23 protein-coding genes, 2 tRNA genes and 1 pseudogene are annotated in these 24,820 nt (G+C 53.3%); 14 read left to right on the top strand and 12 right to left on the bottom strand.

Annotated features, from left to right (window positions below; genetic code table 11):
• Window positions 1-48: 48 nt before the first annotated feature.
• From hslO to L5470_RS00835, 4 genes are all read left to right on the top strand, one after another.
• The gene (gene hslO, locus L5470_RS00850) at window positions 49-948 is read left to right on the top strand and encodes an Hsp33 family molecular chaperone HslO (RefSeq protein WP_448514819.1); all 900 of its coding nucleotides are present in this window, start codon (window positions 49-51) and stop codon (window positions 946-948) included.
• 22 nt (window positions 949-970) lie between these two features.
• Complete coding sequence (locus L5470_RS00845) at window positions 971-2,347, top strand: 1-acyl-sn-glycerol-3-phosphate acyltransferase (protein ID WP_499497568.1); 1,377 nt, start codon at window positions 971-973, stop codon at window positions 2,345-2,347.
• 177 nt (window positions 2,348-2,524) lie between these two features.
• Window positions 2,525-3,019, top strand: coding sequence for a translation initiation factor IF-3 (gene infC, locus L5470_RS00840; protein WP_376787932.1), 495 nt, complete (start codon window positions 2,525-2,527; stop codon window positions 3,017-3,019).
• A gap of 14 nt (window positions 3,020-3,033) precedes the next feature.
• Window positions 3,034-3,699 carry a M50 family metallopeptidase gene (locus L5470_RS00835; protein ID WP_499497566.1) on the top strand — a complete coding sequence of 222 codons (666 nt, stop codon included), beginning with the start codon at window positions 3,034-3,036 and terminating at the stop codon, window positions 3,697-3,699.
• A 299-nt stretch (window positions 3,700-3,998) separates the two neighbouring features.
• On the opposite strand, the gene L5470_RS00830 is transcribed toward L5470_RS00835, so the two are convergent.
• The 3 genes from L5470_RS00830 to rpsB form a co-directional block, all read right to left on the bottom strand.
• Window positions 3,999-4,868, bottom strand: a complete 870-nt coding sequence (locus L5470_RS00830) for a tRNA (5-methylaminomethyl-2-thiouridine)(34)-methyltransferase MnmD (protein ID WP_499497564.1) — start codon at window positions 4,866-4,868, stop codon at window positions 3,999-4,001.
• A 73-nt stretch (window positions 4,869-4,941) separates the two neighbouring features.
• Window positions 4,942-5,736, bottom strand: a complete 795-nt coding sequence (gene tsf, locus L5470_RS00825) for a translation elongation factor Ts (protein WP_099798476.1) — start codon at window positions 5,734-5,736, stop codon at window positions 4,942-4,944.
• A gap of 17 nt (window positions 5,737-5,753) precedes the next feature.
• On the bottom strand, window positions 5,754-6,530 hold the full coding sequence (rpsB, locus tag L5470_RS00820) for a 30S ribosomal protein S2 (protein ID WP_099798477.1): 777 nt from the start codon (window positions 6,528-6,530) through the stop codon (window positions 5,754-5,756).
• Window positions 6,531-6,762: 232 nt separating this feature from the next.
• On the opposite strand from rpsB, the gene L5470_RS00815 reads away from it, so the two are divergent.
• Together L5470_RS00815 and L5470_RS00810 are read left to right on the top strand one after the other, a co-directional pair.
• Window positions 6,763-8,133, top strand: coding sequence for a folate/biopterin family MFS transporter (locus L5470_RS00815; protein ID WP_499497561.1), 1,371 nt, complete (start codon window positions 6,763-6,765; stop codon window positions 8,131-8,133).
• Window positions 8,130-9,611 carry a carotenoid oxygenase family protein gene (locus L5470_RS00810; RefSeq protein ID WP_499497559.1) on the top strand — a complete coding sequence of 494 codons (1,482 nt, stop codon included), beginning with the start codon at window positions 8,130-8,132 and terminating at the stop codon, window positions 9,609-9,611. Before L5470_RS00815 ends, L5470_RS00810 begins: the two co-directional genes overlap by 4 nt.
• Before the next feature lie 530 nt (window positions 9,612-10,141).
• On the opposite strand, the gene L5470_RS00805 is transcribed toward L5470_RS00810, so the two are convergent.
• Genes L5470_RS00805 through nblR form a run of 5 tightly spaced genes read right to left on the bottom strand, consistent with a single transcriptional unit; the run spans window position 10,142 to window position 13,334 of the window.
• Entirely contained in the window at window positions 10,142-11,278 is a 1,137-nt protein-coding gene (locus tag L5470_RS00805; protein ID WP_499497557.1) for a DUF4335 domain-containing protein, read from the bottom strand.
• Window positions 11,278-11,886 (bottom strand): DUF3038 domain-containing protein, encoded by a 609-nt coding sequence (locus L5470_RS00800; RefSeq protein ID WP_499497555.1) that lies wholly within the window; start codon window positions 11,884-11,886, stop codon window positions 11,278-11,280. The genes L5470_RS00805 and L5470_RS00800 overlap by 1 nt, the downstream gene beginning before the upstream one ends.
• A 14-nt stretch (window positions 11,887-11,900) precedes the next feature.
• Window positions 11,901-12,104 carry a DUF751 family protein gene (locus L5470_RS00795; protein ID WP_099798480.1) on the bottom strand — a complete coding sequence of 68 codons (204 nt, stop codon included), beginning with the start codon at window positions 12,102-12,104 and terminating at the stop codon, window positions 11,901-11,903.
• Between the two features lie 32 nt (window positions 12,105-12,136).
• The gene (locus L5470_RS00790; RefSeq protein WP_099798481.1) at window positions 12,137-12,664 is read right to left on the bottom strand and encodes a DUF192 domain-containing protein; all 528 of its coding nucleotides are present in this window, start codon (window positions 12,662-12,664) and stop codon (window positions 12,137-12,139) included.
• A complete protein-coding gene (gene nblR / locus L5470_RS00785) occupies window positions 12,645-13,334 on the bottom strand; it encodes a response regulator transcription factor NblR (RefSeq protein WP_499497552.1) in 690 nt (229 codons plus the stop codon). The genes L5470_RS00790 and nblR overlap by 20 nt, the downstream gene beginning before the upstream one ends.
• A 66-nt stretch (window positions 13,335-13,400) precedes the next feature.
• Here nblR and L5470_RS00780 point away from each other — a divergent pair.
• Window positions 13,401-13,474: transfer RNA gene (locus L5470_RS00780), tRNA-Arg, on the top strand.
• 286 nt (window positions 13,475-13,760) lie between these two features.
• Here the strand turns inward: L5470_RS00780 and L5470_RS00775 are convergent.
• The 4 genes and pseudogenes from L5470_RS00775 to tig form a co-directional block, all read right to left on the bottom strand.
• Window positions 13,761-13,847: transfer RNA gene (locus tag L5470_RS00775), tRNA-Ser, on the bottom strand.
• Window positions 13,848-13,899: 52 nt separating this feature from the next.
• Window positions 13,900-15,222: an ATP-dependent protease ATP-binding subunit ClpX gene (clpX, locus tag L5470_RS00770; protein WP_499497549.1), complete on the bottom strand. Its 1,323-nt coding sequence runs from the start codon at window positions 15,220-15,222 to the stop codon at window positions 13,900-13,902.
• Window positions 15,223-15,263: 41 nt separating this feature from the next.
• Window positions 15,264-15,878: pseudogene (gene clpP / locus L5470_RS00765) on the bottom strand (ATP-dependent Clp endopeptidase proteolytic subunit ClpP); the annotation flags it as partial.
• Between the two features lie 140 nt (window positions 15,879-16,018).
• Complete coding sequence (gene tig, locus L5470_RS00760) at window positions 16,019-17,464, bottom strand: trigger factor (RefSeq protein ID WP_499497547.1); 1,446 nt, start codon at window positions 17,462-17,464, stop codon at window positions 16,019-16,021.
• A gap of 275 nt (window positions 17,465-17,739) precedes the next feature.
• On the opposite strand from tig, the gene argZ reads away from it, so the two are divergent.
• From argZ to arsB, 7 genes are all read left to right on the top strand, one after another.
• Entirely contained in the window at window positions 17,740-19,839 is a 2,100-nt protein-coding gene (argZ, locus tag L5470_RS00755; RefSeq protein ID WP_499497545.1) for a bifunctional arginine dihydrolase/ornithine cyclodeaminase, read from the top strand.
• Window positions 19,840-20,006: 167 nt separating this feature from the next.
• Window positions 20,007-20,447, top strand: coding sequence for a DNA (cytosine-5-)-methyltransferase (gene dcm / locus L5470_RS00750; RefSeq protein ID WP_499497544.1), 441 nt, complete (start codon window positions 20,007-20,009; stop codon window positions 20,445-20,447).
• Window positions 20,448-20,544: 97 nt separating this feature from the next.
• A complete protein-coding gene (locus L5470_RS00745; RefSeq protein ID WP_499497542.1) occupies window positions 20,545-21,753 on the top strand; it encodes a M20 metallopeptidase family protein in 1,209 nt (402 codons plus the stop codon).
• Window positions 21,754-21,758: 5 nt separating this feature from the next.
• On the top strand, window positions 21,759-22,418 hold the full coding sequence (locus tag L5470_RS00740; protein WP_499497540.1) for a response regulator transcription factor: 660 nt from the start codon (window positions 21,759-21,761) through the stop codon (window positions 22,416-22,418).
• A gap of 197 nt (window positions 22,419-22,615) precedes the next feature.
• Window positions 22,616-22,942, top strand: a complete 327-nt coding sequence (locus L5470_RS00735; RefSeq protein WP_099798490.1) for a 2Fe-2S iron-sulfur cluster-binding protein — start codon at window positions 22,616-22,618, stop codon at window positions 22,940-22,942.
• Between the two features lie 8 nt (window positions 22,943-22,950).
• Window positions 22,951-23,532 (top strand): CPBP family intramembrane glutamic endopeptidase, encoded by a 582-nt coding sequence (locus tag L5470_RS00730; RefSeq protein ID WP_448533638.1) that lies wholly within the window; start codon window positions 22,951-22,953, stop codon window positions 23,530-23,532.
• 184 nt (window positions 23,533-23,716) lie between these two features.
• Window positions 23,717-24,820 (top strand): ACR3 family arsenite efflux transporter, encoded by a 1,104-nt coding sequence (gene arsB, locus L5470_RS00725; protein WP_099798492.1) that lies wholly within the window; start codon window positions 23,717-23,719, stop codon window positions 24,818-24,820.

Below are 24,820 nucleotides of genomic sequence, written 5' to 3'. Positions count from 1 at the left end.
CAGCCAGTTATGCTAAATGTAACGAAAGATTGCAAACGTAGGGTCATCATGGCGGACTTTTTGTTACGAGCAACAGCAGCAGCCGAAGGCATTCGGGCAGTAGGGGTGATTACCACCCAGCTTACCGATGACGCTCGGCAGCGACACCAATTGTCCTACGTGGCCACCGCTGCCCTTGGCCGCACCATGGCAGCAGGCCTCATTTTAGCCTCTAGTTTCAAGCAGCCCCAAGCCCGGGTTAACCTCCGCATCAAGGGCAATGGTCCATTGGGAATTATTTTTGCAGACGCTGGCAGTGATGGTACCGTGCGTGGCTACGTCCAACAGCCCCAAGTGGAGTTACCGCCCAATTCCCAAGGCAAATTAGATGTGGGTGCCGCCGTGGGAGGGCAGGGGTACCTCTACGTGATTCATGATCTGGGCTACGGCTATCCTTACTCCAGTACCGTCGAACTGGTTTCTGGGGAAATTGCCGAGGATATCACCTATTACCTTGCCACCTCAGAGCAAACCCCTTCGGCACTAATGCTTGGAGTGTTTGTTGGCGAAGAGGGGGTCACTGCTGCGGGTGGCTTAATGCTGCAAGTCTTACCCAAAGCAGCCAATGATGAGCATCTCATTGCCACCCTTGAGCAGCGGGTTGCCAATTTACGAGGATTTACACCGCTGTTACAGGCCGGTCGCACCTTGCCAGATATTTTTCAGGAATTATTGGGGGATATGGAGCTACAGATTCTACCCCAACGGCAAATGGTACGCTTTCACTGTGGCTGTTCCCAAGAACGGATGTTAGCGGCACTCAAGCTCTTGGGGGAAGCAGAATTAAAGGATATTCTAGCCACAGAGGCAAAGGCTGAAGCAACGTGTCAGTTCTGTAATGCTGTTTACTGGGCGGATCAGCCTATGCTAGAGCAGTTAATTGCCGAGCTAGCAACTGCCCCGGTTTAATCCGCTGCTGAGGAGGCTGCCCATGTCTAGTGCTGTGACTGCTGCTCGTCCCCCGTTGCACTTTTTACCGCAACGGTTTAGTTATCCAGTGTGGTGGGGGTGCTCGCGGCTGTTACCGCTGTACTTACGTTACGGCCTAGGCTTTCGCAAGATAGAGGGGGTCAATGTTGAGACCCTGGCACGTACCTATCAGCAATTTCAAGCCGGTCAACTGCGGTTGTTGCTGGCGTTTCGCCATCCCAGTACCGATGATCCCTTGGTCATGGGCTACCTGATGTGGCACCTATTGCCCCGTACCGCCAGACAAATCGGGATTCCCTTAAAATCGCCCACCAACGGCTATTTTCTCTACGATCGCGGGATTCCCCTGTGGGCGGGAGAGGCGGTAGGATGGCTCTTTTYGCGCCTAGGGGGCAGTTCCATTATCCGCGGCAAGCTGGATACCCAAGCGTTGCGGGCAGCGCGGGAGTTGTTACTGGAGGGGCGATTTCCCTTGGCAGCAGCACCGGAGGGAGCCACAAATGAGCACAATGAATTGGTGGCACCCTTAGAACCCGGGGTGGCTCAACTGGGGTTTTGGTGCTTAGAGGATTTAGCCAAAGCCGGGCGATCGCTCCCTGTGGTGATTTTGCCCATTGGCATTCAATACACCCTAGCTAGCCCCTCATGGGCACGGATTGCGCACCTCATGGATCAGCTAGAGCAGCGACTGGGGTGTGGCACCACTGCAAGCGGTACGGATGTAGAACTGTTGTACCGTCGCTTATTTAACGTGGCAATGCACTTGTTAGATTGCTTAGAAGAGTTTTATGCCAAGTCTTATCGGCAGCAGTTTCCCCCGCTGCCAGCCTTTGAGAATGCCAATGCCGAGTTGGCGGCGCGGTTGCAGCGGCTGTTGCACAGTGTCCTTGTGGTTGCGGAAGACTACTTTGGCCTCAAGCCCAGCGAGGATTTTATGGATCGCTGTCGGCGCATTGAGTACGCCGCGTGGGAGCGAATGTTTCGCGGAGACTTAGATCAGCTTTCTACCGTAGAGCGCTGTCTGGCAGACTGGCTGGCAGAAGAAGCGAATGTGCGGCTCCGGCATATGCGTTTAGCGGAGCGGTTTACCTCAGTGACCGGCAGCTATGTGCGCGAGCAACCCAGTATTGATCGCTTTGCTGAGGTGGTGCTCATCCTCTGGCGCACCTTTGATTGGCTCGAAGGAAAGCACTCGAATGTCAATGGGCTAGTAGGGCCGCGGCAGGTGCGCTTAAGTGTCGGTGAACCAATTGATTTGGAGCATTACTGGCCCCTCTATCGCCGCGATCGCCGGGGGGCGCGGCAAGCCCTTAACGACGTCACCACTGCTATTCGAGCGCAGTTTGAAGCCCTTATTGTGCCCACAACGAACGGATAACCAACCACCATCTGTGCTGAGGGTTCTGCCATTCCTCCGCTAAGATGTATAGCAGGGAGCAGCAATGCTTGTTACCCTAAGTAGGAGCAATTCATTGCTCTTGTATATTTGCTCATTGATTGTATTACGACACAGGTACCAGTGGCTCTCACCAAAAAAACACAGCAAGATCAACCCATGATTAATGAGCGCATTCGTTTTCCACGGGTGCGAGTTGTTGATAGCGACGGCTCTCAATTGGGCATTATGACCTCTCAAGAGGCGATGGCGATCGCCCGCGAAAAAGAACTTGACCTCGTTCTTGTCAGCGATAAGGCCGATCCGCCGGTGTGTAAAATCATTGATTACGGTAAGTTTCGTTTTGAGCAAGAAAAGAAAGCGCGTGAAGCCCGCAAAAAGCAACACACCTCTGATGTTAAGGAGGTGAAGATGCGCTACAAAATTGAAGAACACGATTACAATGTTTGCATTAACCGCGCGGAGCGCTTCATCAAAGCAGGAGATAAGGTAAAAGCAACAGTCACCTTCCGGGGACGGGAAATTCAGCACTCTCACCTTGCAGAAGACCTGCTCAAGCGGATGGCCAATGATTTACAAGCCATAGCCGAGGTGCAGCAACCTCCAAAACAAGAAGGCCGCAATATGATTATGTTTTTGGCACCGAAACGCTGATTTTGCTAGTCGCAATGGTTAAGTTTCGCCCCGATCGCTCGTTGCAACTACCGGTGGCACCTGTGTCCTCCCACGGGGGTCTCTGGTTAATTGCTGCCGCTGTTGCCACAGTGATCCTCTGGCAGGTACCGCTGGGGAACTACCTTCTCTATCCGTTTACAATTTTAGCCACATGGTTTCATGAAATGGGGCACGGCCTCACCGCTATCCTGCTGGGGGGCTACTTCCGTGAATTAGTCATTTTCCCCAATGGTTCAGGGTTTGCCCACTATGGTGGCGAGGTGTTGTTGGGGCGGTTGGGGCATGGGTTGGTGGCGATCGGCGGGCCACTGGGGCCAGCCATTGCTGGTAGTGTGTTGATTTTGTCATCGCGATCGCCGCATGCAACTAGCCTTTGCCTCCAGGCCTTAGGCATTATTATCATGGTTTCAACCCTTTTGTGGGTGCGCTCCCTGTTTGGCATTCTCGTGATGCCCCTCATTGGGTTAGGGGTACTATTGATTGCCTATCGGGGAAGCCGCTGGCTGAAGGACTTTAGTATTCAATTTTTGGGGGTGCAAGCCTGTATTAGTACCTTTCAGCAGGTGGGCTACCTCTTCACATCGGGTAGGGCTGGAAGCCCCGTACTTCAGTACGGGGAGGAAAGCTCCTTTAGCAACTTTAGTTGCTTTAGGTTATAATTGTAGTGCGGACACCAGAAACAGCTGTTCAGGGCACTGGTAACGGTCGATTGGGGGTGCTGTAAACCACCCCAGAGGCTCGTGGTTGGCTTGCTAACTGCAGGGCTACTAAAAGCTCCCTGCTTTAGCTGGGAGTAGTTTACCTACAGTATTCCCAGTGGTCACCTCTCCGACACGGGTTTACTACAAAAGTATCTGTTTTTGCCCTATTGGCTGTGGGGTGCGGCAATTTCGTTCTTGACAGTGGCGCTGCTGGTATGGAGCCTGAAAACCGCCTATAGCTCTCCCCCCTCGCTGCCTCAGTAAATTCCCCAGCGTCGTCGCCATTGGCTGGKGGACTCCCGCCCTGAGGTCTGCTGCTCGGCATACCGCCGTGCCTGAATCTGCTGCGGCGTATCTATAAGGCAGGGGTCACGATAGGGAATGCCGGCGCGGGTTTGCAGGTGCTCCTGTTCCATCGCAGACAGGGGAATCAAGCCTGAAGACTGCCAGCGGGCAATGGTGCCCTGAGACCACTCATGAGGGGCGTGGGGGGCACGCAAGGGCAGGGTGCCAATGTGCAAACCGGCCGCTAACAGTGCAGATCGCACCGCTGCTGCGCGGGAGTAGGTGGCCAGATACCCATCGGGCGCCAGACACCGCGCCACAACCCGCAAAAACTCGACGCTCCACAATTGGGGACACCGCTGCGGCGAAAAGGGGTCAAGGAAAATTGCATCGGCCTGAAAGCCGCTAGCTGCAAGGTCTTGAATGGTTTGGCGGGCATCGCCTAGGCACAGTTGCGCCTGACAGTTCGCTGTGGTGTAGCGGTGGTGGTGCGCCAAGGCACGTAGAACCTCGAGGACGGACTCCGGCCAGGGTGGCATGATGGCGATCGCCGCCACCGGAACCGTTGCATCCAGTTCCAGACCAACCACTGTAATATGGCAATGGGGATGCCGCTGCCAGATCACATCGAGGGCGGCGGCGGTATTGTAGCCAAGGCCATAGCAAATATCCAAGAGGGTGACATGGGAGCGTTGGCTTTTTTCTTCTAGCGCAGTGGCGATCGCAAACTTTTCTAGAGCTTCCTGCTGCGCACCCGTGCGGCTATGAAAGCTCTCACCAAATTCTGCGGAGAAGAAGGTGGCCGAGCCATCAGCGGTAGGTTGAGGCAGCCATACACTCATGGGACGCTCCGACATTCACAAATACAAATTGGGCAACACGCAACCCTAGCGAATAGACGATGCCTCGTGGTAGCTATGACCCCTTTTTGTTTTTGCCAGTGGAACGGCTCTTACCGCTCCCTTTCTTGCTTTTCGAACTTGAACCAGCAAAGCCTTTCGACTCGGCCTCCGTTGGTGAGGGAGCCGGTTCCGGTGCCGGCGCAGCAGCAGCCATGGCTTGGGTTTGTGCTGCTACCTCCTGCGCAAGATTAGTCTCCTGCTTTTCGATACCTTCCCCCAAAACAAAGCGTTGGAATCGCCGTACTTGGATATTTTCCCCTAGTTCAGCGATTTTTTCCTTCACTAGCTCTTCAACGGTCTTAGACTGATCGCGAATAAAGGGCTGATTCAGCAAACACAACTCTTTCAGCGTTTTTTCTAGCTTGCCGGCAACAATTTTTTCCTTGACCTCCGGTGGCTTACCTTGCAGGGCATCAGAGCCAAGGGCAATTTGGCGTTCCTTTTCCTTATAGTCAGCCGGAATATCATCGATAGAGACAAATTCCACGTTTGGACACGCAGCAATTTGCTTGGCAATATCTTGAACCAGTGCCTTGAATTTTTCGTTGCGGGCAACAAAGTCGGTCTCGCAGTTGACCTCGACCAGAACCCCAATGCGACCGCCGGTGTGGATGTAGCTATCCACCAGTCCTTCACTGGTGACACGGCCTGCCTTTTTACCGGCTGAGGCTAAGCCCTTTTGCCGTAGCCAAGCAATGGCCGCTTCCATATCGCCGTTAGACTCTTGCAGCGCTTTTTTGCAGTCCATCATACCGGCGCCGGTCTTGTCGCGCAGTTCTTTGACTAATTTGGCTGAAATCTCTGCCATGGTGTGTTCCTCAACGATTAAGCGTCAGATTCATCGGGAATATCAAGGGATTCAGCATCGCCATCTGCACTTTCATCCTCTTCAGGAAGATCGAGTTCTGGCTCATCCAACTGGCCATGGCGACCTTCGTAGATCGCATCGGCCAGCTTGCCCACAATCAGCTTAATGGAACGAATGGCATCATCGTTAGCCGGAATGGGAATATCCACTTGATTGGGGTCACAGTTGGTATCTAATAGCGCCACAATGGGAATGCCTAACTTTTGACACTCAGCTACGGCATTGTACTCTCGTTTGACATCAACGATGATGGCCACATCGGGCAAGCGACGCATTTGCTTAATACCACCAAGGTACTTTTGCAGTCGCGATAGCTCTCGCCGCAGTGTCGAGGCTTCTTGCTTGGGACGCAGATCAATGAGGCCACTTTCTTCCATGCTTTCTAGTTCTTTGAGGCGATCCACGCGGGTTTTAATCGTATTCCAGTTGGTGAGCATTCCCCCCAACCAGCGTTGGTTCACATAGTAGCTGCCGCAACGCAACGCCTCTTGATGGATGATGCCCGCTGCTTGCCGCTTTGTGCCAATAAACAAGAAGCGTTTGCCTTTTTCGGAGGCCTCACGGATGTAGTGATAGGCTTCATCCACCAGTTGAGCCGTTTGCACAAGGTCAATGATGTGCACCCCATTGCGAACGGTAAAAATGTAGGGTGCCATGCGGGGGTTCCAACGCCGCGCTTGGTGGCCAAAGTGAACCCCTGCCTCGAGCATCTGGGCAAGGCTTAAAACAGACATTCAGTTGTACTCCTATGGGTTAAGCGACCATCCGCCATCATCCGGTGAGGACACCCAAGGGGACGGATGTGTAAAATTCACAGACTTCCTATCATAGCAAGTTTAGTCTCTCTTGTTTGAGGCGCATTTTTGTGCCGCAGCAGAAACCAGAGCATCCTAGCGTCAGACTCCCATAGCAATTTCCAGCATCCCTCGATATGATGGAGGCAATGCCGTTACTTAACATTTAGTAATGTTGGTACAACCTTCGCAACCTCAACGCTGGTTTCAGTGGCTACAAAAAACACTGCTGTTTGGCCAAGACCCCAGTGGTGAATTGTTTGCCATTTTGTTGGTCTATTTTGTGCAAGGGGTTTTGGGGTTGGCACGGCTAGCCATCAGTTTTTTCTTTAAGGATGAATTGGGTCTCTCTCCGGCTGAAGTGGCAGCGTTGATGGGGGTGGCGGCACTACCGTGGGTGATCAAGCCGGTATTTGGCTTGGTCTCCGATAGTTGGCCCCTCTTTGGCTTTCGGCGCCGCTCCTACCTAGTCCTTTCGGGGCTATTGGGCTGCGGGGCATGGCTGAGCTTGGGAACTTGGGTGCAAACGGCGTGGCAAGCGACCCTAGCGATTCTGGTTGCCTCCATTGCCATTGCCCTCAGTGATGTCATTGTTGACTCCTTAGTGGTGGAGCGGGCGCGTCAGGAGTCAGCCACTGAAACAGGAACGCTGCAATCCCTAAGCTGGGCAGCCACGGCCTTGGGGGGAATCCTCACGGCTTACTTCAGTGGTCAACTGCTGCAATGGGTGAGTACGCGCACGGTGTTTTTGCTCACGGCCACCTTTCCCCTACTGGTTTCAGCGGTGGCAGGGGCGATCGCTGAAGATCGCATCAGGGTTGCTCCAGACCTGCGGCAAACATGGCAGCACATTGGTCGCGTGCGCACGGCAATGATGCAAAAGACCATTTGGCTGCCGGTCGCTTTTCTCTTTCTTTGGCAGGCTACACCGGGGTCAGAATCAGCGTTTTTCTTTTTCACCACCAATGCGCTAGGGTTTGAGCCAGAATTTCTGGGACGGGTGCGCCTTGTCACCAGTGTGGCATCGCTACTGGGAGTATGGCTCTTTCAGCGCTACCTTAAAACTTTACCCATTCGTACAATCTTTTTCTGGAGTACCATTCTCTCAGCCGTGCTGGGTTTATCGAGTTTAATTCTGGTGACCCATCTCAATCGCCAATGGGGCATTAGTGATGAGTGGTTTAGCGTGGGGGATAGCCTTGTTCTGGCGGTGATGGGTCAAATTGCTTTCATGCCAGTGTTAGTGTTAGCCGCACGCCTGTGCCCCCCAGGGATTGAAGCCACTCTGTTTGCGCTACTGATGTCCATTAGTAATCTTGCTAATTTGGTCTCCCATGAACTGGGGGCGCTTCTGACCCATTGGTTGGGGATTACAGAGCATAATTTTGACCGATTGTGGTTGCTGGTGCTAATAACCAACGTGAGTACGCTGCTGCCCTTGCCCCTGCTCGGTTGGCTACCCCAGCAGATTAAGCCCCCCACCTCTAGCGCCACCAAGGCGACTGTCTCTGTTGATGTTGAATTGGAGCCAAGTGTCTCATGACTGGATTATTGACCGGCGATCGCCCCTATAGCATGGCCGACTGGCGGGGCGGTACTCAGTCTCTCACTGAAGAATACGACTATTGGATTGATGAAGTGGAGGGCACTGTTCCCAAGGATCTCAACGGTACCCTCTACCGTAATGGCCCTGGCTTACTGGAGCGGGGTGGGGTCTCCCTTGCCCATCCCTTTGATGGTGATGGCATGATCTGCGCCTTTCGCTTTGAACAGGGGCGGGTGCACTTTCGCAATCGCTACGTGCGCACAGCCGGGTTTCTAGAAGAAGAAAAAGCCGATCGCCTTCTCTATCGCGGTGTCTTTGGCACCCAAAAGCCTGGGGGCTGGCTGGCGAATTTTTTAGACACTCGCATTAAAAATATTGCCAATACCCACATCATTTATTGGGGGGGCAAGTTACTGGCTTTGTGGGAAGCGGGTCTTCCCCATCGTCTGGATCCGGCCACCCTAGAGACCCTAGGGTTAGACAATCTAGACGGCCTCTTAGGCGAACACGATGCCTTTGCAGCGCATCCCCGCTTTGACCCCCAAACGCAACGGCTTGTTAACTTTGCACTCAARCCCGGACTCAATACCCGCATTCACCTCTACGAATTTGCTGCCACGGGAGAGTGTGTCTCGCAGCCCGTCTTCCAGATTCCTGGGTTTGCCTTTATTCACGACATTGCGCTCACCCCACACTACGCCATTGTGTTTCAAAACCCGGTGCGGCTCAACCCCTTACCTTACCTATTGGGATTGCGCGGAGCAGCGCAGTGTATTCAATTTAATGCCAACGAGCCCACGCGCATCTGGCTTTTGCCAAGAGCGGGGGGGGCACCGCAACAGTTCACAATGCCAGCCTGCTTTGTCTTTCATCATGCCAATGCCTATGAAGCTGGCGACGAGATTCACATCGAGTCCATTGCCTACAGCCACTTCCCCACCCTCGACCCGGGCACAGATTTTCGTGAGGTGAWTTTTGCATCTCYCCCCGCCAGTTTGCTGTGGCACATCACCATCCATCGACCCACGGACAAGGTAATCTCAACCATAGTGGACGATCGCCCCTGCGAATTTCCAGTGGTGCATCCAGCTAAGGTGGGGCAGCCCTACCGCTACACCTACCTAGCGGCTGGTCATGATCCTAAGATCAATGCCCCTTTGCAGGCACTTTGGCGGCGCGATCGCCACAGCGGTGAGCAGCAGTTTTGGTCAGCAGCACCCCAAGGATTTGTCGGCGAACCCATTTTTGTCCCCCGGGGTCTCGATCAGGGGAGTTTTCTCTGGCACGGCTCCCAAGACGAAGACGATGGCTGGGTGTTACAGGTCATGTACGATGCCAGTTCCCACACGTCCCAATTACTGATTTTTGATGCTGCGGCCATCCATGGCGGCCCCATTGCCCGTCTGCACCTAAAGCACCATATCCCCTATGGGTTGCACGGCTCATTTACAACTTACAGCGGTTTGCATAACTAACTGGCACAGCAGCAGCAGTGAGCAAAGTCATTCTTCAACGTCTCAGAAATTGTTTCTGCAAGAATTGTCCCATATCGTTGCGGAAACCGCTGTATTACAACTGTCTTTATGGGCCATCTCTTCCAGAGTTGTGGCGATCCGAAATTCGCTGTGACTCTCTACCCTCTCTAGATAGCCTCAGCCACGCGCACAACGTAGGGCTATGGCAGGCGTTGCGTTGGATTGACACTCCCACCACCTAAAGGTGGGGGATTCTTACGCAGTCCATAAACGAACTCATAAAGGCGTTGTCAAGACGCCCCTACACAGTTCCTAGAGGCAAAGCCCCAAGGTTCTGCTTACTTGTAACAACTGTCGCCGATTGGGTTTTTCACCAAGGATGGCGACCAAGTATAGTTTAACACAGAGCAACTAAAGTTGCTTTAGGGCTTTTCCACCCCGTACTAAAGTACGGAGCTACCAAGCTAACCCTCTGTGTTGTCTTTCTCAACGTGGTGAAAAGGATCCCTCAACTAAACCCCTCAAAGGATTTAACTCTCGCCAAAAACCTGTACAGTGCCGGACGGCATCAGCACTAACCGTAGCAAGATGGGCTGATTGCTGCCAAAGGGACTAGCCAAGGGGCTTTCCCGTAGGGGAATGGGGGTGCGATCAATAAAGCGTACCGCAGCGCCGTTCAGGGGTAATGCCTGGGCAAGGGTGCCGTCAGGATTCAGAACCAGCCGATACTCTAGAGATGTGTCTAAACTAGTGGGGGGCTGCCAGCGATCTTGAAAATACGTTTTTACTTCCCGCAGGGTTGTGGCTGACACAGAACTACTGGCGGGCGGCGCAATTGGTGCGGCGCTAATGCCTGCAGAGACGCGACTTTGGGGAGACTCGACCACCACATTATTTTGATCCGGATTTTGATCCGGCACGGGAGCGGGTTCAACAGCAGCGATAGGTGGGGGAGGGAGCACTGCCGGTGGGGGCATCTCCGGTGGCGGCGGTAGGGGAACTAGCTCGGTGGTACKGGGGGGGGTGGCCGGGGGAGCCTCTGGTGTGGTTGGCAGGGGAGCAAGTTCAGGATTCAGGGTTGGTTCCGGCAAGGGCAGCGGTGTTGTTAACGATGGCAAGCTGGCCTGATCTGTGGGAATAGGCGCTTGACTGAGGGGCATCGGTGAGCGCAGCAACCACTGTTGGCTGAGGGTGAAGACAGCTAAAACCCCTACGGCAATGGCAGTGCTCTTAAGCCAAATGGGAATTTGTGCCAGTTTGGCTTGGGAGGTGGCCACCAGCTCTGGTAAGGGTTGCATGGCGGCTGACCAGTCATCTAAGACGGTGGCTAAGTCGTACAGCTCGGTCAGTTTGAGAGCCACAACCTCGTGCTCTGGCCAATGGAGTTCGTGCTCCAAGAGAGATCGCGATCGCAGGGAAATGTTATCTTCCCTAACGGTAACTGGTGTGACTCGGCGACTCAGCAGCGCATCAATGTAGGTATTGACGGCGGTTTTTAAGCGATAAAGCTGGCGATCGTTGCCTGTCACAGTGAGTTGTTGACCGAGGTGGAGGGTAAAGTGCAGCGATCGCACGGGGGCACGGGGCAAGGTTTGGCTCAGGGGCAAAAATTCAGCGGCGACCTCAAGCTCGCAAGTGGGCTGGTGATAGCTTAGCGTCGTACTCATCAGGCATCTGAGTGGGGAAACAGGGTGGGTAGATCGGCGGTGGGKTGTGGGGKGGGTTCTGGCTCCAGTAGCTCTAGAGGTGGCTCTTCTGGTGGGGCAGTTCGCTCTAGTAGCGCCATCCAAAGGCGGCGCGATCCTTGGGGCGTACTGTAAAACAGCAGATCAACCAGTAAGTCTAAGCCTAACTGCGTCAGCTCTTCGCCATTGAGGCTGGGACTAGCCATTCGTTCTGCATACAAACTGGTAAAACGATCCAGATAATCCCCTAGCAGGGGATCATGGTATGGAGGGTGCTGCTGTTCCACCTGCTGTTGCCAATGCTCGACCGCTGTGCGAATGGTTTGCTGATGGCGCTGAGCTAAGCGGCTGCAGACAAGAGCAAGAGCACGGGCTTCATCAATATCCAGCTTGCGACGACCACTACGMCCCCGCCGCAAGGGGCTGGATTGGCGTAGTCGCCATAGCCCAACCCGATCCGGTAGGTACGCTTCAAACCCCATGGCTCCCGCCAAGGCCAAAACCTCACCTGAGCCAATATGAGCCAGTGCCTCAAGGCTGAGGAGAATCAGGTCAATCTGCGCTTTGATCGGCAGTGAGGTGGCCAGCATAGGGTAGGAATGGGTCAAACAACCGGGAGGCCCAGCATGGCTCGTAGCGTTAAGGCCACAAACGCCAACAGGCCGACCATTAGCCCCACCAAGGCGATCGCGCTGGCGGGGCGCTTAAAGAGAGGCACCAGTGGTTCAACGACATTCCAGACCACCCCGAGCAACACTGTGACAAAGTAGCGTTGATACCGTAGAACGTTTTCCCAAAAGCCATCCATGATTGGTTTCCTTGGAAATTGCCACCATGATACTACTTTGGCAGCATCGATTGTGGTGCATCTAAGTATTGAATGGTGAGGGGATCGCCCACCCTGAGTCCCAGTTCATCCGCCCGTCCTGCCGCCAGTTCCAAGACATAATCAACGGGTACCCCAGACTCGTAGGTCGGACACTCTTGGGTTTGGCAGGGGGGAGCATCGGCAACAATGGCCACCACTTGGCCGGATCGAATAAAGATTAAGTCTAAGGCAATTAAACAGTTCTTCATCCAAAAACTGGCCACTTGGGGCGGTGACACCGGAAAGAGCATGCCGCGATTGGCAGCTAATTGCGATCGAAACATCAACCCCAGTTGCTGCTGTGCTGGGGTACGCGCTACCTCCAACTCAATCCAAGTGTCATGAATGTTGACCTTGGCGGTAATTGGTAGGTATTGCGGTACCCCCCTACTGATCCCTGGGGGGCGATCGCCTTGACTGAGGGCTTGGCAGCCGAGCAATAGACTGATGCTGATGAGTAGCACCCCCAAAAAACGGATGTTACCCTTCCCGTAAAACATAGCCCACTCCCCGTACAGTGTGAATCAACCGTTTCTCCCCCTCCGGTTCAATTTTTAAGCGCAAATAGCGCACATAGACTTCAATGACGTTAGACTCCCCTAAAAAGTCGTAGCCCCAAACATTTTCAAGAATCTGTTCACGGCTGAGAACGTCCCGGGGGTGCTCCATTAAAAATTTTAGGAGTTCATACTCCTTCATCGTCAGGTCAATAGTGCGGCCATTGTGCTCTGCACGGCGGGTGAGCAAGTCAAGGGACAAATTATCAAACCGTAGGACTTCCCCGTGCGCAACGGGAGGCTTAAGGTAGAGCTGGATCATCTGCAGAAATGGCTTGGGGGTGTAGGGCAGTAACAAGTAATCGTCTGCGCCTGACTCTAGGACTGCGATGCGATCCTCGAGGCGATCGCTTTCCATGAGCACCACAATCGGAAGGCTCATACCTGCTTCCCGTAGCCGTTGGCACAGTTCTAGGTTGCTCAGACGCCCGATATAGCGATCCATCACAATCAGCGCAGGCTGCCACTCTTCACAGGCTAGATGACAGTCCTTCTCTGAGGTAGCAATGACTGGGTCATAGCCCGCAGCCTGTAAGTCTTGGCCTAGCCGTTGCGATAAATTATTGTCCGTGCAAACAAGCAGTAGGCGAGATGGCGGTGCAAAAGACTCCATCGATAGTATCCTTGGTGTGCAGTTCTTCTTCTAGCTTATGCGCTGTGAGAAAATGATTTGTGAGGTGCGCCCGTAGCTCAGTGGAATAGAGCAATCGCCTTCTAAGCGATTGGTCGTTGGTTCGAGTCCAACCGGGCGTGTTGTAGCCTATGGGTACTGGACTGGCTAGCACCACAAGCTTGGTGAGACGGTATCGTCACTGCAGGGCTACTAAAAGCTCCCTGCTTTAGCTGGGAGTAGTTTACAGAAACCAACAGGACTGACGCAGAAGGGTCTTCAGATCAGATTAAGCATGGGATGCTGTCGAACGACTTGATGGAGCAACGGAAGCATCCATCCATTCCAATATCCCTTGCGTCAGTCCTGACAAATAGGTGTGTTCCCCTATTTGTTGTATCTCGGATGCCGTAAGGCGTTGAGCGATTACGGAGAGGGGGGGATTCGAACCCCCGTTAGGTGTGACCCTAAACTTGATTTCGAGTCAAGCGCATTCAACCACTCTGCCACCTCTCCAGTAGCACGGTTTTTCATCATAGCAAAGGCGATCGCCCCTCGCAAAGATACGCTAGGCCGAGAGCGTAGGCAGCGACGACGGATGAAGCAGCAACTCTGCGGTAGAGCGTTTTTCAACCATTTCTGGGGTAATGGTGCATTCTCGCAGATCCTTGCGGGAGGGTAACTCGTACATCACATCTAGCATGATTTCTTCGACAATGGCACGGAGGGCACGCGCACCCGTTTTGCGGCGGTAAGCTTCTTTGGCGATCGCCTCAACCGCAGCCGGTTCAAAGCGCAACTCAACGCTATCCATGCGCATTAACTTCTGATACTGCTTGAGGAGAGCATTTTGAGGTTGCGTGAGAATTTCTGCGAGGGCTTCAACATTCAACGGCTCTAGCACCCCAAGTACCGGAATGCGACCAATAAACTCTGGAATCATGCCATACTTCACCAAGTCCTGCGGCTCAAGGTGTTGCAGCAAGTCGGCGGCGCGTTTTTCCTTGGGTAGGGGTTCACCATCGCGAACAAAGCCCATGGCCTTCTTGCCAATTCGTAGCTCAATGGTCTTCTCAAGACCCACAAAGGCTCCCCCACAGATAAAGAGGATGTTCGTGGTGTCAATTTGAATACAGTCTTGGTAGGGGTGCTTGCGCCCACCTTGGGGTGGCACGTTGGCAATGGTTCCTTCCAGCATTTTCAGCAGGGCTTGCTGCACCCCTTCCCCAGAAACATCTCGGGTAATCGAAGGATTTTCGCTTTTGCGGGCGATTTTATCAATTTCGTCAATGTAAATAATGCCGCGCTGCGCTTCTTCCACATCGAGGTTAGCGGTTTGCAACAGCCGCAGCAGAATATTTTCCACATCTTCCCCCACATAGCCCGCTTCAGTAAGGGTCGTGGCATCGGCAACGGCAAAGGGCACATCCAACATTTTGGCAAGGGTTTGCGCCAACAGGGTTTTACCGCTGCCAGTTGGCCCAATCAAGAGGATATTGGATTTTTGCAGCTCAACGCTATCATCCCCCTGCTGCTCAGTATCAAGCAAGCTCAGGCGCTTGTAATGGTTATAGACTGCAACCGAGAGGATTTTTTTGGCTTCGTGCTGACCCACCACATAGTTATCAAGGTATTCCTTAATTTCGCGAGGTTTAGGCACTTGTCCTAAAGGGCGAGGACGCGGCTGACTGCGGGGCGATCGCGGCGTGGCGGGTTCGCGCCGCGGGGGGGTGGGGTTAGGAACTGTGGTTAATTCCTCATCCAAAATTTCATTGCACAATTCAACGCACTCATCGCAGATATAGACCCCAGGGCCAGCGATGAGTTTACGCACCTGTTCCTGTGACTTGCCACAAAAGGAGCACTTGAGGTGGGTATCATATTTGGCCATAGGGAACCTCTAGGGTTGCAGGCTAGCAAAGTGGGAGGGATTTAATGGCTAGGCAGAGTTTGCCGTGTCACGACTTGATCGATAAGGCCGTAGGCTTTGGCTTCCTCGGCAGACATAAAGAAGTCGCGCTCCGTATCTGCCTCAATGCGCTCGATGGGTTGGCCGGTGTGGAGCGCTAAAAGTTCATTGAGCTTGCGCTTATGGTAGAGAATTTCGCGGGCTTGAATCTCAATATCAACCGCTTGCCCTTGGGCACCGCCAAGGGGCTGGTGAATCATAATGCGGGCGTGGGGTAGAGCCATCCGCTTGCCCGGGGTGCCTCCCGACAGTAGAAATGCCCCCATGCTGGCCGCCAACCCAAAGCACAATGTGCACACATCCGGGCGAACGTGCTTCATGGTATCGTAAATCGCCATCCCTGCCGTCACAGAGCCTCCGGGCGAGTTGATATAAAGATAAATATCCTTTTCTGGGTCTTCAGCATCGAGGAAGAGCAGTTGCGCCACGATCGCATCGGCAACGGCATCATCAATACCACGGCGATCGCCGGATCCCCCGCCCAGAAAAATAATCCGCTCTCGCAACAGGCGGGAGTAAATATCAAACGCTCGCTCCCCTCGGCCTGACTGCTCAACCACCATGGGCACGATATTGGCATGGGGAGCAGGCAAGTTTAGCTCTGGCGAGCGGCGATTGTAGTGAGAATGCAGCATAGTGGCGTTTAATGACCGGTTACTACAGTATTCTAGCCATCTGCCCGATAGCATGGGCATGAAACTATTTTTATTATGGCGAACTATTCGATCCCTAGAGGGGGTGTGGCCTTTTTCCCCGACCGTTTTTTGGCCTTGGCCGGAGCAGGCTCAGCCGCTTCAGCCGTGGCATGTTCTGCGTCTGGCTCGGGTGGTGTTGGCGCCGCTAGGGGTTGAAACTGATTGTGTTCGAGCAGCCATGCAAGGGTTTGGGACTTGGTGAGTTCGGTGCTGGCAATATCCCGCAAAGCCTCCCGCTGTTTAGGGCTGGTGTTGCCAAGGGCAGCCATATACTCCTTAACCCGCTCGGCAATCGCTTCCTCCGTTGGTACAATCCCCTCCGCTTTGGCGATCGCCCGCAGCAAAAGATTTGCCTTGACGTTTCGTGCCGCCGCTGGCTTCGCCTCCACCAGCATTTTGTCGTAGAGGTCGCGGGTGAGGACTTTAGACAGATCCAAGCCTTGAGATTGCAAGCGGTAAAGGGATTCTTTGACCTCATGTTCTGCTTCCCTATCGACCAAGGTGGCAGGCACTGGCACCTCATTGGCAGCGATCAGCGCATCGATGAGGGCGTTCTCCTTCGCAGTTTTATCCTCCTTTTGGGCGCGCTCCTGATAGGTAGTCTCTAAGTGTGAGCGCAGTTCCGCCATGGTGCTAAATTCGCTGTGCTCTGTTGCAAAGGCATCATCGAGGGGGGGCAACTCTGGGGCTTTGATTTCCAGTAACTCAATCTCGGCGATGGCTGTAGTTGGCTCCTCTGCTGCCCCCTCAGTCTCCTGGGGTAGGGTAACGGTAACCGTTTTCGTCTCGGCGATCGCCATCCCCACAACAGCAGCGGGGATTTCTCGGAGCACAAAGGGCTGTTGTTCATCGAGGGTGAGGGGCAACTCAGCGGCGGAAAGGGTGTCGATAATCTCCCCTGTTTTGGCATCCTTGGTCTCTAGTTTGATGGTGACATCATCCCCCCACTGTGCAGGCCGATCCTCAACGGGGATAAGGGTGGCGTGCTCGCGCTGGTGTCGCTGCAAAACCTCGTCCACCATGGCTGGGTCGTAGGTGACGGGCGAATACTCAATGGTCAACCCTTGGTAACTGCTGACGCTCACCTCAGGGGTCACGTCAAAGGTGACACTAAACCGGAAGGGCTGTTGGGGGTCAAACTGCTCCAGTACCTCAGCGACATCCCCCTCCAGCTTGAGGTTGCCGAGGTAGGGAATATTCTGTTGCTTAACGGCTTCTTTAACGGTGTCTTCAATGAGCTTTTCCATAGCAGCGTAACGCAACCGCTGCGCACCAATCTGTTTTAACAGGAGTTGTTTAGGGGCTTTACCTTTGCGAAATCCCGGCAGTTGGGTGTTGCGCACAAGGTCGTTGAGAACTTGGTTATAGACCTGTTGGGAGCGATCGGCGGTGACCTCAATGGKGGCAGCAAGCTGGCTGTTGGGACGAGCTTCTGTAGTAATCGAAATCAATTCAGTCGCGTTAGTCAAGGCAATTCCCCTTCGCAAATTTCAAATTTAGTGTGCAGCGGTAACATCCAGTGGCGATCGCACAAATGATTATCGTATCGTACGCGCTGGCCGCTGTCGTGCTAGTTCCTCTGGTGCGAGGCAACGTAGCAATCATTGTTGCCCATAGCTGCCCCTAAAATATCAAGGTTTGATAACGCTGGCGGCACTTCAGATAGTTTTTCATTATACGATAAAAGGTTGTGCATAGCGCATTGCTATGCCCGCCTCTGCCGTTTTACATCGCCATTATTTTTATGAGTTCTACACTGCGATTCCTCATGTGCCCTCCCACCTATTACGAGGTGGACTATGTCATTAACCCATGGATGGAAGGAAATATTCACAAGTCTTCTCAAGAGCGGGCACAGGTGCAGTGGCAGCAACTCTACGACATTATTCAGGCACGGGCAACCGTTAGCCTGATCGAACCCCAACGCGGCTGGCCAGATATGGTCTTTACAGCCAATGCCGGGCTAGTACTTGGCGATCGCGTCGTGCTCAGTCGCTTTTACCACCCTGAGCGCCAAGGAGAAGAACCCTACTTCAAGGCATGGTTTACCTCTGAGGGCTATCAGGTCTTTGAACTGCCCAAACAAGTCCCCTTTGAAGGAGCAGGGGATGCACTTTTAGATCGCGAAGGTCGCTGGTTATGGGCCGGCTACGGCTTCCGCTCCGAACTAGACTCCCACGCTTACTTAGCCAAATGGTTGGATATTGAAGTCCTATCGCTGCGCTTAATGGATGAGCGTTTTTATCACCTCGATACCTGTTTTTGCCCTCTCACCGATGGCTACCTCCTGTACTACCCCCCGGCCTTCGATGCCTACTCGAACCGCCTGATTGAACTGCGGGTGCCAGCGGCAAAACGGATTGTTGTCCAAGAGGCGGATGCCGTTAATTTTKCCTGTAATGCTGTCAATATTKAGCATACGGTAATTCTCAACCGTGCCAGTCAAGACCTGAAAAATGCCCTAGCCGCCGCAGGCTTTGAGGTGGTGGAAACCCCCTTAACCGAGTTTCTCAAGGCGGGCGGTGCCTCCAAATGCTTAACCCTACGGGTCACCGAGCCAGTGCGGGCAGAACTTCGTGCGCCTGCAACCCTCCCCAGCCGTGTCATTCACTTAGAGGGGCATTTACTAGACTCCGGCTTAGTGAATCGTGTCCTCGATACCATTGTCGAAAGTGGCGGCAGCTTCCAAGTACTGCAATTTAACCTTGGGGAGCAGCGGCAGAGTCCCTCCCAAGCCGATGTGCGGGTGATGGCACCGGATGCCGCCGTCATGGACGAGATTATGGCTCAACTCATTGATTTGGGAGCCATTTTGCCACCGAGCGAGGTCTGCGATGCCACGCTCGAGACGGTGACCCTCGCTGGGGTGGCACCGGATGATTTCTACGTCACCACAATTTATCCAACAGAAGTGCGGGTGAACTGCCAGTGGGTGCGGGTACAAAACCAGCGGATGGATGGGGCGATTGTGGTGCGCTCCACTCCAGAGGGCACCGTGGCCGAATGCCGCCTCCTGCGAGATTTAGAGGTGGGCGATCGCGTCGTAGTTGGGGTCGAAGGGATTCGCACCGTGCGTAAGGCCGACTCACAGCGCAACAGCCAAGAATTTACCTTTATGGGGTCGGGGGTTTCTAGCGAGCGGCGGGTGGAACTCGTCGTTGAACAAATTGCTTGGGAACTGCGGCGCATTCGCGATCAGGGAGGTAAAGTCGTCGTTGTAGCAGGGCCAGTGGTGATTCACACCGGCGGCGGTGAACACCTTGCGAAGCTTATCCGTGAAGGCTACGTCCAAGGGCTACTGGGGGGGAACGCTATTGCCGTTCATGATATGGAGCAAGCAATGATGGGCACCTCCCTAGGCGTTGATATGCAGCGGGGCGTGCCCGTCCGGGGTGGGCATCGGCACCATTTGAAGGTCATTAACACGATTCGCCGGTGTGGCAGTATTGCCGAGGCCGTGCGCCAAGGGATTCTCACCAGCGGCGTGATGTACGAATGCGTTCAGCGCAATATCCCCTTTGTCTTAGCCGGTTCCATTCGTGATGATGGGCCATTGCCCGATACCCTCATGGACTTAATACAAGCCCAGCGGGAGTATAGCCGCTTGGTGCAGGGTGCCAACATGATCCTGATGCTCTCGTCTATGCTCCACTCCATTGGGGTGGGGAACATGACCCCTGCGGGTGTGAAGTTAGTGTGTGTGGACATTAACCCAGCGGTAGTGACAAAATTGGCAGATCGTGGCTCTGTGGAGTCCATCGGTGTGGTCACGGATGTGGGGTTATTCCTAAGCCTGATGGTGCAGCAGTTGGATCGCCTGAACCGACCCTATACGGTTGCGTGATCCTCTAGCCGCAACAAGGCGATCGCCTGCGCATTATTGTCACTAGATATGCTCACCCCGCCAGCAAGAGATCCTCAAAATTAAGGTGATAATTAGGAAAGAATTACCCGCTCAGTGATTCTAATCTAGAAATTAAGATGCTAGTATAGCGCATTCATACTAGTCCTATGACAAGCCTAACATTTATTGATCTTTTTGCTGGCATTGGTGGGATGCGTTTGGCATTTACTCAAGCAGGAGCAAGATGTGTTTTCAGTTCAGAGTGGAATAAGTTTGCCCAAATAACTTATGCAGCCAATTTTTCTGAAATGCCTGCTGGAGATATTACCCAAATTACCACTGATGAAATTCCAGAGCATGATATTTTACTTGCAGGGTTCCCTTGCCAGCCATTTAGTATTGCTGGAGTCAGTAAGCATAATGCTTTGGGTGTAAAGCATGGTTTTGATCACCCTACTCAAGGTAATTTATTTTTTGAGATAGTGAGAATTCTCGCAGACAAAAAACCGAAGGCTTTTTTATTAGAAAATGTTAAAAACTTACAGAGCCATGAAAAGACTCAGAGTACGTCCATTTGCGCAGTCGGAGGTGCGTCACAAGCTCCCTAGCAGCAAGGCTGTCAACAGCCAGCCCTCTTCCTAGCAGCAGTAAAGACCATCGTTTATCCTAGAAAGTAACGCTTAACAAATTCTAAACATTTTCGCCATGGCCTTCCACCTTCCCCAGCTAACCTGCCACCTTCGACCGGATGTGGCGGCACTACAACCAGAATTAGTCACATGGCGACGGTATCTCCACCAACGTCCAGAACTGGGGTTTCAAGAGCAGTTGACGGCAGATTTTATCCACAGCAAGTTGCAGGCATGGGGAATTCAACACCGTTGCGGTATTGCGCAAACGGGGATTGTGGCGGTGATTCCGGGGCTGCGTCCAGGACCTGTACTGGCAATTCGTGCCGATATGGATGCCCTGCCAGTGCAGGAAGAAAATGAAACGCCCTATCGCTCACTCCATGAGGGCAAAATGCACGCCTGCGGCCATGATGGGCACACAGCGATCGCCCTCGGTACTGCAAAATACCTTGCTAGCCACCGCGATTTTGCCGGTACGGTTAAAATTATTTTTCAGCCTGCGGAGGAAGGCCCCGGCGGTGCAAAGCCCATGATTGAGGCTGGGGTACTCGATACCCCCAAGGTGGATGCCATTATTGGCCTCCACCTGTGGAATTTTTTACCCGTGGGTACGGTGGGCGTGCGCAGTGGCCCGCTGATGGCAGCAGCAGAGTTTTTCGAGTGCACCATCCACGGTAAGGGCGGACACGCTGCCCTGCCGCAATTTACGGTGGATACAGTGCTGGTCGTTGCCCAGGTGATTACCGCCTTGCACACCATTGTCTCGCGCAATGTTGATCCTCTGGAAACCGCTGTCATTTCTGTCGGTGCGGTTCATGCCGGTACCGCCAAGAATGTGATTGCGGACACAGCCACCTTTCGCGGCACGGTGCGCTACTTCAAGCCGGAGTTGGGGGAGTGGCTACCGCAGCGCATTGAAGAGGTAATTGCTGGTATCTGCCAAAGCCATGGGGCTAGCTATCGATTTGACTATCAGCGGATGTACCCACCAACGGTCAATGATCCGAAAATGGCGGACTTAGTACGTTCTGTGGCGGAGTCAGTGATGGAGGTGCCCACCGGCGTTACCCCCCACTGCCAAACCATGGCTGCCGAGGATATGTCCTTCTTTTTGCAGGCGGTACCGGGCTGCTATTTCTTTTTAGGCTCTGCCAATGGCACACTGGGGTTAGATTTTCCTCACCATCATCCGCGCTTTGACTTCGATGAAACCGTACTAAGTATTGGTGTGGAATTGTTTCTTCGCTGTATCGAAAAGTTTTGTGGTTTAGTTGAGAGCTAGCCGCTATGTCCCTGACGCTCTTAATTGCCGATGATGATGCCAGTATTCGGCTATCGGTTAGCCAATTTTTGGAGTCGCTAGGATACTGCTGTTTGACGGCGGGGGRTGGTACCCAAGCCTTAGAAATGATTCATCGCTATCAGCCCCATTTGCTGATCACCGATATTGCCATGCCCAACATGAATGGTTATGAACTGGTGCGACAGGTGCGGCAGCACCCGTCCCTGCGGCTGTTGCCCGTTATTTATCTGACTGCCCGCACAGAAGTGGAGGAGCGGATTCGTGCCTACCGTACTGGCGGTGATGTGTATCTGGCTAAACCCTTTGATCTGAATGAGTTGGCGGCGGTCGCACGCAATTTGCTGGATCGTTCTCAGTTGGTGCAAATGCAGGTGGAATGGCGCCAGCGTCAGCAGCAACCCTCGGCAGCGTCATCCCAGTCGCTGCATTTAGCAATGACCCAGCGCGAAAAGCAGGTAATCGAGTTGTTGGCAGCGGGGCTGTCCAATGCCCAAATTGGCGATCGCCTGCACTTGAGTGCCCGTACCATTGAAAAGCATGTCAGTAGTCTCTTCCAAAAAGCCTCAGTGCACAATCGGGCGGAGTTGGTGCGCCTAGCGATTGAGCAGGGTTTAGTGGAGCGTCACCCTCAGAGTAAGGCGTAAGGGTGCCGCCATGGAACGCATTCCCCCGCGACCCGGCCAAGAATCTGTGTGGAACTATCCACGACTGCCGCGCCTAGAGCCGGCATTGCTGAATGGAGCTATGAGTTAGTTGTGCCGAATTACCCATCTGTCTATGCGGTAGGGTAGTTCATGGAGATAATAAGGGAGATGTCACACTTAAGCTCTAACGATTGGCAATGACCCAAACCTTCCACATTGAACTATCCCACCACGGCCAAACCTACCACTTTGCAGCAGCAGCCGATAAGCCTATTTTGCGATCGGCCACCGCCGCTGGCATTGATTTACCCAGTTCTTGCAATGCTGGGGTGTGCACCACCTGTGCTGCTCAAATCCAGGAGGGCACCGTTGATCATGGTGATGCCATGGGCTTAAGTCCAGACCTACGGGACAAGGGCTATGTGCTGTTGTGTGTAGCGCGCCCCTGCTCTGATCTCAAACTTATTTCGGAAAAAGAAGAAGAGGTCTATAACCTCCAGTTTGGTCAGTTCCAGAAATCGTAGGGGCTTTCATGGATGATTTGCCTGCCCTCAGCCGTACCCAAATTCTCGTGGCCATGGCGCTCACTGCCATCCTCTGGCTGATCTTGGCTCGCATTTGGCTATACACCCCCTTTGCTGGCGGGCTACTGCCCCTTGAATGGAACGGATGGGCGTTTAGCATTGGCTTGGGGTTGTGCTGTGGCATTACAGGGCTAAGTGGACTTCTCTACGCCGTGTGGCCGTCCTATCGCCAAGCCTCCGATACCTATCTCACCTTTGTCCTCACTCCCTTAGCGTGGCCAGATCTGCTATGGATTGGCCTGTTGCCCGGCCTGAGCGAAGAACTCCTGTTTCGGGGGGTACTGCTCCCCAGTTTAGGTCTCAACTGGGCGGGCATTATTGGCACCTCTATTTGTTTTGGGATTCTTCACGCCGGAACCCGACAACACTGGCCCTATGCCCTGTGGGCAACTATTGTGGGTGGGCTTTTTGCCTATAGTGCTGTGGCCACCCACAACTTACTCTTGCCGATTGTGGCACACACCTGCACGAATTGGCTGGCAGCCATCCTCTGGAAGATTCAACAGAGGCTGCCAAACCCTCGCCAATAAGTGGCTCCTAAGTGCTTCAAATTTTCGTATCGTGGCTCAACCCCAAGGAATTAGGTCAATGACCCACCGCTGAGCCTACGCTAGAGTGGTATCTGTGTCTCAACTATCAACATCAATTCAGTAGCAATAGAGTATTCAAAAAATCCTACCTGCTAATGCAAGGTGGGGGCTCGGAGGTTTTTTGATGAAGCTAGGTCTATTTCAGCGCTACCTCACCCTTTGGGTATGTTTGTGTATTTTGGTAGGCATTGCATTAGGGCGACTATTTCCAAATGTTGCTGTGGCTCTGGATACCATGAGCATTTACCAAGTATCCATTCCCATCGCCATCTGTTTGTTTTTCATGATGTACCCGATCATGGTCAAGATTGATTTTACCCAAATCGATCGCGCCTTTCGCACCCCTAAACCGGTGGTGCTGACCTTAGTGGTGAACTGGTTGATCAAGCCTTTTACTATGTTGGCGATCGCCCAATTCTTTTTAGGGTGGCTCTTCAGTCCTTGGCTGGCAGGCACAGAACTGATTCACGGACAGGAGATTTCCCTCACGCAGTCCTATATTGCCGGAGCGGTGCTGCTGGGGATTGCCCCCTGTACCGCGATGGTGCTGATGTGGGGGTACCTCGCCTTTGGAAACCAAGGACTAACACTGGTGATGGTGGCCATTAATTCCCTCACGATGCTGTTTTTGTATGCACCGCTGGGTCGGTTGCTGTTGTCTGCCAGTCACTTATCGGTACCTTGGGCCACGATTATGCTGTCAGTTTTAATTTATGTGGGGTTACCGCTGCTGTGTGGGGTTTATAGTCGTCACTGGATTTTGAAACACAAAGGTTCCGAGTGGTTTGAAAAACAGTTTTTGAAATATCTCGATCCGGTGGCTATTTCAGCGCTGCTGATTACCTTGGTGTTGCTGTTTACTTTTAAGGGGGAATTGATTGTCAATAATCCATTCCATATCTTCTTAATTGCCGTACCGCTGTTTATTCAAACCAACCTTATTTTCTGGATAGGTTATGTGGCGGCGCTAAAACTCAAGCTCTGCTACGAAGATGCGGCTCCGGCTGCGATGATTGGGGCAAGTAATCATTTTGAAGTGGCGATCGCGACCGCTGTTACATTGTTTGGGCTGAACTCTGGTGCAGCACTGGCCACCGTTGTGGGGGTCTTAATTGAAGTGCCCGTCATGCTGATGCTAGTGGGCATTTGTCAGCGCACAGCATTTTGGTTCCCACGAGAACCACACAAAGCCAGTTTAGTGGATCCACGCTGTCGAATTTTGGAGTAA

The sequence above is a fragment of the Synechococcus sp. PCC 6717 genome (assembly GCF_022698185.1).
GTDB lineage: Bacteria > Cyanobacteriota > Cyanobacteriia > Thermosynechococcales > Thermosynechococcaceae > Thermosynechococcus > Thermosynechococcus lividus.
Note: the sequence above shows the minus strand (reverse complement) of the source record. Positions and strands in the feature narration are given on the sequence as shown.

Bases quoted from the DNA above. Each gene is read 5' to 3' on its own strand.
- hslO (WP_448514819.1), top strand. From the start codon at position 49: ATGGCGGACTTTTTGTTACGAGCAACAGCAGCAGCCGAAGGCATTCGG.
- infC (WP_376787932.1), top strand. From the start codon at position 2,525: ATGATTAATGAGCGCATTCGTTTTCCACGGGTGCGAGTTGTTGATAGC.
- L5470_RS00835 (WP_499497566.1), top strand. From the start codon at position 3,034: ATGGTTAAGTTTCGCCCCGATCGCTCGTTGCAACTACCGGTGGCACCT.
- tsf (WP_099798476.1), bottom strand. From the start codon at position 5,736: ATGGCAGAGATTTCAGCCAAATTAGTCAAAGAACTGCGCGACAAGACC.
- rpsB (WP_099798477.1), bottom strand. From the start codon at position 6,530: ATGTCTGTTTTAAGCCTTGCCCAGATGCTCGAGGCAGGGGTTCACTTT.
- L5470_RS00815 (WP_499497561.1), top strand. From the start codon at position 6,763: ATGTTGGTACAACCTTCGCAACCTCAACGCTGGTTTCAGTGGCTACAA.
- L5470_RS00795 (WP_099798480.1), bottom strand. From the start codon at position 12,104: ATGGATGGCTTTTGGGAAAACGTTCTACGGTATCAACGCTACTTTGTC.
- L5470_RS00790 (WP_099798481.1), bottom strand. From the start codon at position 12,664: ATGTTTTACGGGAAGGGTAACATCCGTTTTTTGGGGGTGCTACTCATC.
- nblR (WP_499497552.1), bottom strand. From the start codon at position 13,334: ATGGAGTCTTTTGCACCGCCATCTCGCCTACTGCTTGTTTGCACGGAC.
- clpX (WP_499497549.1), bottom strand. From the start codon at position 15,222: ATGGCCAAATATGATACCCACCTCAAGTGCTCCTTTTGTGGCAAGTCA.
- dcm (WP_499497544.1), top strand. From the start codon at position 20,007: ATGACAAGCCTAACATTTATTGATCTTTTTGCTGGCATTGGTGGGATG.
- L5470_RS00745 (WP_499497542.1), top strand. From the start codon at position 20,545: ATGGCCTTCCACCTTCCCCAGCTAACCTGCCACCTTCGACCGGATGTG.
- L5470_RS00735 (WP_099798490.1), top strand. From the start codon at position 22,616: ATGACCCAAACCTTCCACATTGAACTATCCCACCACGGCCAAACCTAC.
- L5470_RS00730 (WP_448533638.1), top strand. From the start codon at position 22,951: ATGGATGATTTGCCTGCCCTCAGCCGTACCCAAATTCTCGTGGCCATG.
- arsB (WP_099798492.1), top strand. From the start codon at position 23,717: ATGAAGCTAGGTCTATTTCAGCGCTACCTCACCCTTTGGGTATGTTTG.